The organism is Burkholderia sp. MSHR3999 (genome assembly GCF_000833595.1).
Lineage (GTDB): Bacteria > Pseudomonadota > Gammaproteobacteria > Burkholderiales > Burkholderiaceae > Burkholderia > Burkholderia ubonensis.
This window is the reverse complement of the sequence record NZ_JRFO01000001.1, coordinates 2,282,138-2,295,839: the sequence shown is the minus strand read 5'-3', so window position 1 is coordinate 2,295,839 and position 13,702 is coordinate 2,282,138. Positions and strand designations below refer to the sequence as shown.

Below are 13,702 nucleotides of genomic sequence, written 5' to 3'. Positions count from 1 at the left end.
GTGGCGATGCTTGCCGCGTTGCTCTGCGTGCCGGTGCAGGCCGCGGCGCCGGGCATCACCGGCACGCACTTCGACCTGAGCGCGGAGGCGAGTCGCATCAGCCAGCCGGACGGCACGAGCGTCTATTCATGGGGCTATGGCTGCCGCACGGCGCCGGCGGGATTCTCGCCGGCGGGCATCACCGGCGCGAACTGCCCGAGCATGCAGATTCCCGGGCCGACACTGATCGTGAAGCAGGGCGACGTGATCACGGTGACGCTCACGAACAATCTGCCGGCGGCCGCGGGCAACACGTCGATCCTGTTTCAGGGATTCCAGGTGTGCGCGGCGGCGCTCGACCAGAACGGCGCGTGTCCCGCCACGCTCACCGGCGTGCCCGGGCTGCTCACGCGCGAAGCGACGCACGGCAACACGGTCACCTACAGCTTCGTCGCGGCGACGCCCGGCACGCACGCGTACTACAGCGGCACACGCGGCGACCTGCAGATCGAAATGGGCCTCTACGGCGCGATCATCGTGTTGCCGACGTCGGCGCCGGGCGTGCTCGCGTTGCCGCAGGGGTGCCGCGCCGTCGCGGCGACGCTGCCCGACGGCCAGCCGGACTACCGCAACGCGGCAGCGGCGTACAACCACGTCTCGGCGTGCTACGACCGCGAGTACCTGTTTCAGTTCTCCGAAATGGATCCGCGCATCCATACGCAGGCCGAGCAGGAGGCCACGAAGACGTGCACGCTGCCGACGGGCTGCATGACCGTCGCGACCGAGCCCTATCACCCCGCGTACTTCATGATCAACGGCCGCTCGATGCCGGACGACATGGACCCGAACTATTCGTTCCAGTATCCGCATCAGCCCTACAACGGCAATCCGCACATGCACCCCGGCGAACTGGTGCTGTTGCGCATCATCGGCACGGGCCGCTGGCAGCATCCGTTCCACGAACACGGCAATCACGTCCGCGTGCTCGCGCGCGACGGGAACCTGCTGCTCGCCAAGACGGACGCGACCAAGGTCGCGGGGCCGCTGCTGTTCACCACGACCACGACGCCGGGCCAAACCATGGACGGCATCTTCTACTGGACCGGCAAGGGCCTGAACTGGGACGTCTACGGGCACAAGCCGGGCGACGGCAGCGTGTGCATTCCGGACGCGAACGGCTACTACACGGCAGACCCGACGGCGCCGAATTACTACGAATGGTGCGCGGACCACTACAAGGCGCTCGAAGCGCATCCGTTCGGGAACGTCGGCAGCGGCGGACCGGTCACGCTGCCCGACTCGCACATCCTCACGAACGGTGCGTGGTATGGCGGCAGCCCCTATCTCGGACCGGACGCGACGATACGCGCGACGTCGCCGACAGGCACGACGCCGCCGAGCGGCACGATCGCGAATCCGCCGGGAAGCGAAGCGGGCTTTGCCTTCATGTGGCATTCGCACAATGAACGCGAGATCACCACGAACAACATCTTCCCGGGCGGAATGATGATGATGATGCTCGTTGATCCACAAGCCTTCGTGATCAACGAAGGCAACTAGAGGCGGGGAGACCGGCCATGAGATTCAACCAGTTCAAGGTGACGCTCCTCCACCTGGTCAAGGCGGGCCTCGCCGCGTCCATGCTCCTGGCAGCGAGCGAGGCATCCCTCGCCCAGAGCGTGAGCCTGACGGCGAAGGCCACGACGGCCATGATGCCCGACGGCCAGATCGTGCCGATGTGGGGCTATACGTGCTCGGCCGCCGCGGTGGCGCCGGCGACCTGCGCGGCGGCCAATCCCGGCGCCGGGGCGAACTGGTCGCCGGTGGTCATCACCGTGCCGTCCGGCGCGTCGCTGACGATCAACCTCACGAACAGTCTGCCGGCCACCGTGCCGACCTCGCTCGTGATCGTCGGCCAGCTCGGCGGGGGTCTCGGCAAGACGGCGACGTCGACCGCGAGCCCGGTGCATGCGACGCAGACCGCGACGACCTGGCCGATCGCCGGCACCGGCAGCGGCGCAACGTTTACGCCGCCCGCGCAAGGCCCCCGGGTCCAGTCGTTCTCGACGGAGGTGGCGCACGGCGCGACGACGGCGCTGACGTGGAACAACCTGCGGCCCGGCACCTATCTGATCGAATCGGGCTCCCATCCGTCGATCCAGGGGCCGATGGGCCTCTACGGCGTACTCGTGGTGCGCACGCCGGCTTCCGCGACGTCGCAGGCGATTGCCTATCCGGGCGTCGGCTACGATGCCGACGTCCCGCTCGTGCTGAGCGAAATCGATCCGGTGCAGAACGCCGCGGTCGCCGCAGCCGTGGCGACTGCCGGCTTCAGCGAGACCAAGGTATGGTCGGGTCTGTCGGGCGGCTGCGGGGACTCGCATTCCGCATCGTTCGGCACCTGCTATCCGCCGGCGGTGAACTACGATCCGCGCTATTACCTGATCAACGGCGTCGCGTTCGATCGCACGCATCCGAACCTGTCGTCGTTCCCCGCGAGTGCGCCCGCGTCGACCGGCCGGGTGCTCCTGCGCTTCGTGAACGCGGGCCTGCGGATGCACGTGCCGTCGGTGGTCGGCGCGCAGACCGGCAATCCGGCGGTGTCCGGGTTCGCGCTCGTCGCGGAGGACGGCAATCCGCTGCCCGGCAACCCGCGCGTGCAGTCAACGGTGTTCCTGGCGGCCGGCAAGACCTACGACGTGCTGATGAACGCGCCCGCGCTGAACGCAGCCGCGCTGCCGGTGTTCGACCGGCAATTGAGCCTGTCCACCAACAACCAGCGCGACGGCGGCATGCAGGCGTATCTCAGCGTCAATAACGGCGCGCTTCCTTCGGCGGGCGGCGGCCAGAACGTCGTCGCCAATCCCGACAAGTACTTCCTCGTGGCGGGCAATACGCTGACCGTGGCGGACCCGGCGAAAGGGGTGATCGCCAACGACGTCGGCGTCTATGGCGTGCAGCTCGTGACCAAGCCGGCCAACGGCACGGTGACGCTGAACCCGGACGGCACGTTCAGCTACGTGCCCAATGCCGGCGCGACTTCGGACAGCTTCGTGTATCAGGCGAACGGCAATCCGGCGATCACCGCGACGGTGACGCTGGCCGCCTGCACGCAAGCGGCCGGCTGCCTGTCCGGTCCGCCGGTCGCCCACGACGACAGCTACACGAGCAACGTCGCGTCGCGGCTGCAGATCGGCGCGCCGGGCGTGCTCGGCAACGACACGGACCCCGGCGGCCTGCCGCTCACCGCGGCCGTGGTGCCGGGCAGCGTCAGCGGCGGCACCGTCACGCTGAACGCGGATGGTTCGTTCGTCGTGACGCCGGCCGCGCCGCCCGTCGGCGCCGCGACCGCGGGCGTGACCTTCAAGTACACGGCGGTCAATTCGCAGAACACGCCGAGCGCACCCGCGAACGTTGCCGTCACGTTCAAGGGCGGCAGCGGGCTCGCCGTGAAGGTGCTGGACGCGCCGAGCACGGCGCCGGGCAAGACGCCGGTGCAGCTCACCGACTATCGGTGGATCATCGAGGAAGACCGCACGTTCCAGATCGACCCGGCCTGCCAGGTGAACACGACGCCGCGTCCCGCGAACTGTCCGCCGCTGCCGGTGCCGAGCCTCGGCACGAGCTTCCATTCGAGCTATATGCCGGTGATCGCGGCGGGTTGCGTGGGCAAGGTGGCGTGCGAGTCGGGGCAGACGGTGTTCGATCCCGCCACCAACACGCACGTGCCCACGGTATGCGACGTCGGCGACGGCGCGTGCCGCACGAGCGCATCGCAGCAGGTGGCGGTCGACCCGAGCCAGGTGTCGCTCGATCCGACCAAGCACTACTACATCTCGATCCTGCCGGGCGACGCGGGCAACAGTTTCTCGAACGGCGGCGGCGGCCCGCAGCCCGTCGACCCGAACAACCCCACCGGGCCGAAGCGGCAGTTCGACATCTCGAAGGATTGCCCGTCTGGCCCCGGCGGGGCGGATTTCGCGCCGGGCACGGGCGCCTGCGGCCACACGATGGGCGGCGCGCCGATCGCGCCGGCCCAGAAGAGCGTCAACGTGCTCGTGCAGGAGACGCCGTTGCAGACCGCGAAGATCTCGGTATTCGTGTTCGAGGACGATGCGCCCGTCAACGGCGAAGTGGACGTGACCGGCGGCAGCGACGGCTTCGGCACCGCGCATGAGCCGGGTCTCGGCGGGTTCGAGATCAAGCTGTTCGACGACGCGGGCGGCACCGGCGACGCCACCGGGCAGATGAGCTACGACATGTTCAACATGCCGCTGTCGAACTCGCTGCAGGGCACCATCGATCCTGCCACGGGCCTGAACGCGTGCCCGATTTCGACGACGACCGACGGCCTCGTCGGCATGATCCCGACCTGCCCGAAATACGAGTCCGACGGCAAGACGCTGTCGCCCCTCGTCGGCCAGGCGGTCATCGCGAACATGATGCCGGGCCGCTATGGCGTCGTCGCGACGCCGGGCGCCGACCGGATCGGCCGCGGCGAGGAATGGCTGCAGACCAACACGCTGGACGGGCAGAAGGCGCACGACGCATTCATCAAGGTCGGCGGTCCGTCGTACTTCCAGGAGTTCGGACCCGCGGGCTTCCACGTGTCGATCGGCTTCGCGAATCCGAAGATCATCAACGACCGGCTGCCGGTGGTGTGCGCCGGCGCGACGTGCAACAACTCGCTCTCCGGCCGGATCACGAACCTGCACTACAGCCGCCCGCCGAACGAGAACCTGTACAGCTCGGGCTCGCGCGACTCGCTGGGCTTCACGCAGTGCTACGTGAGCGTCGGCGACACCGACGGGGAGGACATCGCCTTTACGAAGTGCAATGCCGACGGCACGTTCACGGTCAGCGGCCTGCCCGACGGCACGTTCCGCATCACGGTCTTCGACCAATGGAACGACCAGATCGTCGACGGACTGGCGACGGCGACGCAGTTGAAGGGCGGACAGTCGAAGGACCTCGGCGACATTCCCGTGCTGCAGTGGCATACGAACCTGTACACGCGGACCTACTTCGACCAGAACGGCGACGGCGTCTCGCAGGACAGCGAGCCGGGGCTCACGCTCGTGCCGACCAACATCCGTTTCCGCGACGGCAGCTATTCGAATTTCAACAACACGGACCTGAACGGCTTCGCCGCGTTCAACGAAGTGTTCCCGCTGTTCAACTGGTATGTGGTCGAGGCCGACACGACGCGCTACAAGCAGACGGGCGTGCACGTGGTCTATGACGCGGGCGGCCCGGTCGACGGCACGACCGGCGGAGGCAGCTCGAACATCGCGGCAAACTTCGCCAACACGATCGAATCGTCGACCGCGCATCTGCCGGCGAACCTGCGCGTGCCGGGCGCCAGGTATTGCAACGACGCGGACTGCGTCGACCAGTCCGGCACGAACCCGTCGACCGCGCGGATCGATCCGCCCTGGGTGACGACCGAAGGCTGGCAGGGCTTCTCGGGCCAGAATTCGTTCATCGAGTTCGGCAAGAAGCCGTACCTGCCGACCGAGAACGGCGGCATCAAGGGCGAGGTGATCTACGCGTCGACGCGGCCGTTCGACGATCCCGCGCTGCTGATTCACACGAGCTGGACGCCGAACATCCCGAACGTGACGGTCAACCTGTACCAGGAGGGCACGGCCGCGGACGGCACGACGACGCTCGTGCTCGTCGATACGACGAAGACGAGCAGCTGGGACGACTGGGCGCAGGGCTTCCGCTCCGACGGCATTCCGAACATGAACTGCCCGGGGCAGGAGACGAGCGACCCGTTCTTCTATACGTTGAAGAACAGCCCGCAGTGGCTCGACCCGACGCATCGCGCGCTGCCTGCGAATTCGCAGTTCAAGTGCTATGACGGCATGCACGCGTTCAACCAGGTGCAGCCGGCGCCCTACGACGGGATGTACCAGTTCCCGAGCGTGACCGCGCGCAACCCGTCGACGGGCCTGCCGACGAGCACGAATTGCACGATCTGCGTGCCGAATCCGTCGGGCGACGGCACGCAGATGCTGCCGGCCGGGAAGTACGTCGTCGAAGTGGTGGTGCCGCCGGGCTACGAGCTCGTGAAGGAGGAGGACAAGAACATCCTGATCGGCGACAACTACATCGCGCCGGTGACGCAACAGTTCGGCGGCCTCGGCAATATCTTCATCCTGCCCGACCAGGCGGCGATGAATTCGACCTTCAACCGGAACAGTGTGCAGAACCCGACGACGGACCTGGGCTCGACGCCGCGGCACGAAGGCGACACGGGCAGTGTCGAGACGTTCTGGCCGTGCGTCGGCGCGCTGCGTATCGTGCCGGACTACATCAGCCTGTTCCCGGGCTCGAAGGAGGTCGCGCCGTTCGCGGGCGCCTCGCGGCACCTGTGCGACCGCAAGGAGGTCACGCTCACGAACGAGATGTCGGTGCTCGCGAAGTTCTGGCTGTTCAGCTCGACGCACGTCGCCGCGCACTACACGGGCTTCATGCTCGACGACTTCTCCGCCGAGTTCGATCCGTATTCGCCGCAGTTCGGCGAGAAGTTCGCGGTGCCGAACGTGCCGATCTCGATGAAGGACTTCGCCGGCAATGAAGTTGCGCGCACGTATTCGGATTCGTGGGGCATCTTCAACGGGCTGAACTATTCGACGTGGCAGGTCAACCCGCCGAATCCGACCGGCTACGCGCCGACGATGATGGTCGCCTGCATGAACGATCCGGACATGCCCGACCCGGCGCATCCGGGCCAGACGATCCGCGATCCGCTGTTCAACCCGGCCTACAGCCAGTTCTGCTACGAGATTCCGTTCATGCCCGGGCAGACCCAGTACATGGACACGCCGGTGGTGCCGGTCCAGGCGTTTGCGTCTGGCTACAACCCGCCTGACTGTGCGTACCCGGACGGCACGCCCGCGATCGCCAGCGTGACCGGCGACGCGAGCGGCGGAGGGGCAGGCCCGTGGGTCAGCGCGGTCGGTCACCAACTGACGATCAAGGCGCTCGGGGATCAGGTCGTGCCGAACCATGCGTACGACGGGCCGGCCGCGACCGCGGCGCCGTTCAACCAGAAGTTCGTCAAGCGCCACTATGGCTTCGGTGCGACGCAAGGGAAGGTCACGATCGGCGGCAAGGTGGCGTCGGTGCAGTCGTGGACCGACTCGGAGATCCACGTCGTCGTGACGCCGCTGAACTTCTCGAGCTGCACGATTCCGCAAATCGGCGTGGCGACGCCGGCGTCCTGCGGCGAACTCGTCGTCACGACCGCAAGCGGCAAGCGCACGATCGACACGGTCACCGTGACGGTGGGCGGCAAGGCGCCGACGTACGTGAACGGCGAGAACGCGACGAACAACGCGATCCAGACCGCGATCGACAAGGCGACCCCGGGCGACCTGATCGTCGTCGGTCCCGGCGTGTACAACGAAATGGTCGTGATGTGGAAGCCGGTGCGGCTGCAGGGCGTCGGCGCGCCGTCGGTGGTGATCAACGCGAACACGCATCCGTCGGGCAAGCTCGACGCGTGGCGCAGGGAGGTCGACTGCCTGTTCGGCGTCGCGATGAACGGCGCGATGATCTCGGCATCGAACCCGTTCGATCCGACCGGAACCTATACATGTCCGACGGCGATGCAGCGCAAGGTCGACCCGATCCCGTTCGAGCCGACCGTGGGGTGGGACGCGAACCTGAACGGCAACCTCGGCGAAATGCTGCTCGAGCCGACGCTGATGGGCGCCTACGAAGGCGCCGGCATCACGGTGCTCGGCAAGGGCGTGAAAGACGTGCTGGTGAATGGCGTGCCGCAGCCCGACCCGAACTGCACCGCGAACGGCATCTGCACGCCGCTCACGGGCCCGACCAAGTCGCAGCCGAACCCGCCGGATTGCGCGAATAATCCGAGCAACTTCCTGTGCAATCCGTCGCGCATCGACGGCATCACGGTCACGAACAGCTCGCAGGGCGGCGGCGGGATTTTCCTGCACGGCTGGAATCATCTGATGGAGGTGTCGAACAACCGTGTGTTCTCGAACTCCGGCACGCTCACGGGCGGCATCTCGGTCGGCCAGGTCGAGGTGCCGGACGGCACGATCGCGGCCGATGGCGTGACCGAGCTTCCGTTCGGCTTCAACAAGGCCGTGAACGTGCACCACAATTCGGTGACGTCGAACGCGTCGTACGGCGACGAGATCAATTCGAGCACGCCGTCGTCGGCCGGAGGCGTCGTATTCTGCACGGGCGCCGACAACTATCACTTCAACTACAACTGGGTGTGCGGCAACCTGAGCAGCGGCGACGGCGGAGGCGTCGCGCACTTCGGGTTCAGCTACGCCGGCGATATCTCGCACAACTGGGTGCTGTTCAACCAGAGCAACAACCCGACACTGCCCACCTACGGCGGCGGCATCATCGCCCAGGGCGTGCCGCCGGACGGCACCTTCTGCGAAAACACGACGGTCGACGTGGACTGCGCACCGCAATTGTCCGACGGCATCGGGCCGCAGCTCGTGATCGACGGGAACCTGATCATGGGCAACACGGCGGAGAGCGGCAAGGGCGGCGGGTTGCGGCTGCAGCAGGTGAACGGCACGGACGTGCAGCGCAGCCCCAACAACACGGCGAATTGGTACACGGTTAGCGTCATCAACAACATCATCGCGAACAACGTCGCGGGCTGGGGCGGCGGCGGCGTGTCGTTGCAGGACGCGGTGCGCGTGAGCTTCGTCAACAACACCGTGATGTCGAACGACGCGACGGCGTCCGCCGGCGTGCTGTTCAACACGGATGCGGCCAGCCAGGCGAACGTCGGGCCGCCGAACTGCACCACGGTCGGCGCGCAAACGACGTGCAACCCGATCACGACGTCGACGTACCAGCCGGCCGGGCTCGAGACCGCGCGGCACACGGCGAACTTCATCGCCGCGTTCACGGCCCCCGGCGTCGCGTGTCCGGCTGGGCAGCCGAACTGCACGACGTTCTCGAACCCGGTCCTGACCAACAACGTGTTCTGGCAGAACCGCACGTTCTTCATCACGGTGGCCGGATTGAATCCGAGCATCCCCGGGCTGCAGAACACGGTCGCGCTGAATCCGACGTTGAACCAGGCCGGGCATCCGACGGGCTATTGCGATCCGAACGCGGTCTATTGGGACATCGGCGCGTATGGCGACACGGGCCCGGGCAACCATCAGTCGGGGCTCACGCTGAACCCGCAGTACTCGATCCTGACCGATGCGGGCGACTACCCGGGCGCGAACAACAGCGGGTCCAACCCGTCGGTGGTGAGCCAGTACTGCAACGGGGCGCGCGTGCCGCCGGAGGGCGGCGGAAACGGCTTCGCGGTGCCGCCCGGCATCTCGGACACGATCCTGCCGAACCCGCTGTTCAGCCTGCTGCCGTCGGCGGTGCCCGATGAGGGCAATCAGTGGATCAACATGTCGTATGGCCCGTTGTCGCTGTTCAACATGTCGATCACGTCAGGCAGCGCCGGGTATGGCGTGCTGCTCGGCAACTACTCGCTGCGCTCGGGTTCGCCCGCGATCAACAATGGAACGCCAACGGGTGCGCCGAATCATGATTTCTTCGGCACGACGCGCCCGCAACAGGGGAAGTACGACATCGGTGCGGTCGAATTCCTGCCGTCCGGCATCCTGGGCGGCCTGCCGATCGATCCGCTGGGGCTCGGCACGTTGCCGACCCTGCCTTGAGGGAGGGGCGCCATGAACCGTTCACGTGTGCTGCGCAGGCGAGCAGCGCTTTACGCGGTCGCCGCGTGCCTGGCCGCCGCGGCCGCCGCTGAGCCGGCCGCGGCGCAGCAGGGCGCGCCGGCGGCGGGCACGAAGGCGGCGCCCGCCGCCGGTGCGAGGCATTCGCCGTACCGGCCGGACCTCACGCGGCGCGCGAGAACCTATTACATGATGACGAGAGGGATCGACAACCTGAAGGTGCACCGCATCGCATCGGACAACCTGATCCGCTTCAGCTACCGCGTGACCGATCCCGTCGCCGCGAAGCGGCTCGCCGACAGGAGCGCGACGCCGTATCTGTACGGACAGACGAGTCACGCGCTGCTGGAGGTGCCGGTGATGGACAAGGTCGGCCAGCTGCGGCAAAGCGGCAGCATCGAGGCCGGCCGGGAATACTGGATGGTGTTCTCGAACAAGGGCAACGTCGTGAAGTCCGGCGAGCGCGTGAACGTGATCATAGGATCGTTGCATATCGACGGGCTGGTGGTCGAATGACGATGCGGCCGCGATGCGCGGCACAGGGAGAGGAGAAGACACATGAGCCGGTTTCTTTCGACAGTGATTGGGGCGGCCTCGCTGGCGGGTTTGCTCGCGTCGACCCCCGACGCGCTCGCGGCCTCGGCGGCGGGGACCGCGCAGGCCAGGGCCGCATCGGCGGGGCGCATGAGCGCCGCGCAGATCGTCGAGCGCAACGTGGCGGCGCGCGGCGGGCTGCAAGCCTGGCGCGCGGTCAATACGTTGACGCTGTCGGGGCTGATGGAGGCGGGCGGCACGAAGAACACCGCGCTGCCGTTCGTGATGACGATGAAGCGCCCGCACAAGAGCCGCTTCGAAGTCCGCTTCAACGCGCAGACCGCGTTGCAGGTCTATGACGGCGCGCAAGGCTGGAAAGTCAGGCCGTTTCTCGGCCGAAACGAAGTCGAGCCCTATACGCCCGCCGAGGCGAAATCGGCGGCGCAGTCCGCGGAACTGGACGGGCCGCTCGTCGATTACGCGAGCAAGGGCAGCACGGTCCAGATGCTTGGCACGGAAACGGTGGAGGGGCATCGCGCGTACGTGCTGAAGGTGACGACGAAAGAGCGGGCGGAGCGCCGCGTGTGGATCGATGCGGCTACGTTTCTCGAACTGAAGATCGACGGCGAGCCGCGCGTGCTCGACGGCCGGCCGCACAGCGTCGCGATCTTCTATCGCGATTACAAGAAGGAGAGCGGCGTCGTCGTGCCGCATACGCTCGAGACCGTCGTGAGCGGCGTCAAGGAGACGCGCAAGATCACGATCGACCATGTCGCGCTGAACCAGCCGGCCGACGACGCGATGTTCGGCAAGCCGCCGCTCACCGTCGCGAAGGCGGCGAGCCGTTAGCCGGCAGCCACTGGTCAGGCATCCGAACGGAGGGGGGAGGAGGCCATGAGACGAATCGAAGCGTGGGTGTTCGCCGGCTGCGTGACGGCGGCCTTGTGCGCGTGCGAGCAAATGCCGGGGAAAGGCCTGACGGCGGAGCAGATCGTCGAGAAGAACGCCGCGGCGCGCGGCGGGCTCGACGCATGGCGCAAGGTCCGGACGATGGTCTGGTCCGGCCATGTGGACAGTGCGAATGCGCCGGTGCGGGACATGCCGTTCATCCTCGCGATGAAACGGCCGAACAAGACGCGCTTCGAGATCACCGTGTTCGGCCAGACGGGCGTGCGCGCATTCGATGGCCACGAAGGCTGGAAGCTCGGCGCGAACGCAGGCGGCAGCGCGAGCGTGCGGCCTTACACGATGGACGAGCTGGTGTCCGCGCGCGACGAGCAGGTGATCGACGGGCCGCTGATCGACCATGACGCGAAGGGCGTCGGCGTGGCGCTCGACGGCGTCGACCGGATCGACGGGCGCAACGTGTATCGCCTGGCGGTGAAGCTGCCCTCCGGCGCGCTGCGCCATGTGTGGATCGACGCGCAGACGTTCCTCGACGTGAAGACCGACCGCGAGGTGCGCGGGCCGCGCGGCGCGGTGACCGTCGACGTGAACTACAGCGACTACCGGACCATCGACGGCCTGCGGATTCCGCTCAGGATCGTCACCGGATCGGCGTCGTCGCCGAACAAGGACACGCTGGTCATCGACAAGGTGTCGCTGAACCCGCCGCTCGACGATGCGATCTTCGCCAGGCCGGTCTCGACGGACCGGCGCCGTCCGGTTTCGATCGATGCCGACGTGACGCCGCGGCAGTCGCGCACCGGTCGGCCGACGCCACGGCCATGAACGGCGTCCGGGGGCGGCTGCGCGCCCTCGCGCGGCCTGGCGCGCGCGCGTCGCGCATGCTCGCGCGGGGCGCGCAGCTGGCCGCGCTGCTGGTCGCGCTGATCGTGCCGGCGGGCGCTGCGCGCTGCGGCGAGCCGGCGGCGGACGCGGGACAGGCGATCTTCCAGCGCGGCCTCCTGGGCTCGGGCGAGCCGCTCGAAGCGGTGCACAAGGACGGCGTGCGCCTGCAAGGCGCCGCCGCCGCATGCATCAATTGTCATCGGCGCAGCGGCCTGGGCTCGAAGGAAGGCAACAACACGATCCCCCCGATCACGTGGCGCTACCTGGTCCATCCGCGCGCGCGAACCGCCGAGGATCTCGACATCCCCTATGTCGCCGGCATGCGCGCCGATCGCGAGCCGTACACGGAGGCACTGCTCGCGAGAGCCGTGCGCGACGGGATCGATTCCGAAGGCAAGCCGCTCGGCAGCCTGATGCCGCGGTACGCGCTCGGCGACGCCGACATGGCCGCGTTGACCGGCTACCTGAAGCGCCTCGACCAGCGCAGGCCGTCGGGCGCGGCGGACACGGTGCTGCATTTCGCGACGATCATCACGCCGGACGCGGACCCGGTGAAGCGCGCGGGCATGCTCGACGTCCTGCGGCACTACTTCGCGGACAAGAACGCGTTTCCATTCGGCGCGACGCCGCCGCTGCGCTCGACGCGCAAGATGATGTTCATGGTCAATCGCCGCTGGGAGCTGCATGTGTGGGAACTCAAGGGACCGCCGGACACGTGGCGTGAACAACTGCGACAGGATCTCGCGCGGCAGCCGGTGCTGGCCGTGGTGTCGGGGCTCGGCGGCAGGAACTGGGCGCCGGTCCATGATTTCTGCGAGCAGGAGGCCGTGCCTTGCCTCTTTCCGAACGTCGAGGTGCCGATCGAAACGGAGCACGACTTTTATTCGGTGTACTTCTCGAAGGGCGTGCTGCTCGAGTCGGAGCTGATCGCGAAGCGCATTCTGGACGAGGCCGGGGCGAGGCCGGCTGCGAAAGCGGTGAAGACGGTGTGGCAGGTCTATCGCGCGGGCGACAACGGCGAGCGGGGCGCGCAAGCGCTGGCCGCCGCGCTGAAAGCGCGCGGCTTCGCGGTGTCGAACCGCGCGCTTGCGCCCGGCGACGGCGTCGCGCACGCGCTGCAGCGGATGCCGCGCGACGACGTGCTCGTGCTGTGGCTGCGGCCGCCCGACATCGCGGCGCTCGATCACGTGCCGCCCGCGTCGGACACGGTCTTCATGTCGGGGCTGCTCGGCGGGCTCGACGACACGCCGCTGCCGACGCGCTGGCGCGGCGTGACGCGCATCGCGTACCCGTTCGACTTGCCGGAGGGGCGGCGCGTGCGCGTCGATTATGCGTTCGGCTGGTTCACGATCCGGCAGATTCCGATGGTCGCGCCGCAAGTGCAGGCGGACACGTATCTCGCCTGCGGGCTGCTCGCCGAGACGCTCAGCCACCTGGTCGACGCGTTCGTGCGGGAATACCTCGTCGAGCGCATCCAGGACATGCTCGAGCGCCGCATCCTCACGGGCTATTACCCGCGCCTGACGCTTGCCCCCGGGCAGCGCTTCGCGTCGAAGGGCGGCTATATCGTCCGGTTCGCCGGGCCGGATCGCATGAAGCTCTCCGCGGACGGCGGCTGGATCGTCCCCTGAGCGGCCGCCGCATCGCGATCGGGTAGAGATCAGCACGCGACAAGAGGGGGTTGC

6 protein-coding genes are annotated in these 13,702 nt (G+C 67.7%); all 6 read left to right on the top strand.

Going from position 1 to position 13,702, the window contains the following annotated elements; all coding sequences use genetic code 11:
• Positions 1-6: 6 nt before the first annotated feature.
• The 6 genes from KY49_RS10545 to KY49_RS10520 are packed head-to-tail and all read left to right on the top strand — an operon-like array spanning position 7 to position 13,648.
• The gene (locus KY49_RS10545; protein WP_042584676.1) at positions 7-1,539 is read left to right on the top strand and encodes a multicopper oxidase family protein; all 1,533 of its coding nucleotides are present in this window, start codon (positions 7-9) and stop codon (positions 1,537-1,539) included.
• A gap of 17 nt (positions 1,540-1,556) precedes the next feature.
• Positions 1,557-9,674, top strand: coding sequence for an Ig-like domain-containing protein (locus KY49_RS10540; RefSeq protein WP_042584452.1), 8,118 nt, complete (start codon positions 1,557-1,559; stop codon positions 9,672-9,674).
• Between the two features lie 12 nt (positions 9,675-9,686).
• Positions 9,687-10,208 carry a hypothetical protein gene (locus tag KY49_RS10535; protein ID WP_231636368.1) on the top strand — a complete coding sequence of 174 codons (522 nt, stop codon included), beginning with the start codon at positions 9,687-9,689 and terminating at the stop codon, positions 10,206-10,208.
• 42 nt (positions 10,209-10,250) lie between these two features.
• The gene (locus KY49_RS10530) at positions 10,251-11,075 is read left to right on the top strand and encodes an outer membrane lipoprotein-sorting protein (protein ID WP_042584451.1); all 825 of its coding nucleotides are present in this window, start codon (positions 10,251-10,253) and stop codon (positions 11,073-11,075) included.
• A gap of 45 nt (positions 11,076-11,120) precedes the next feature.
• Positions 11,121-11,957, top strand: a complete 837-nt coding sequence (locus KY49_RS10525; RefSeq protein WP_042584450.1) for a hypothetical protein — start codon at positions 11,121-11,123, stop codon at positions 11,955-11,957.
• Positions 11,954-13,648, top strand: a complete 1,695-nt coding sequence (locus tag KY49_RS10520; RefSeq protein ID WP_156162466.1) for a c-type cytochrome — start codon at positions 11,954-11,956, stop codon at positions 13,646-13,648. Before KY49_RS10525 ends, KY49_RS10520 begins: the two co-directional genes overlap by 4 nt.
• Positions 13,649-13,702 lie beyond the last annotated feature (54 nt).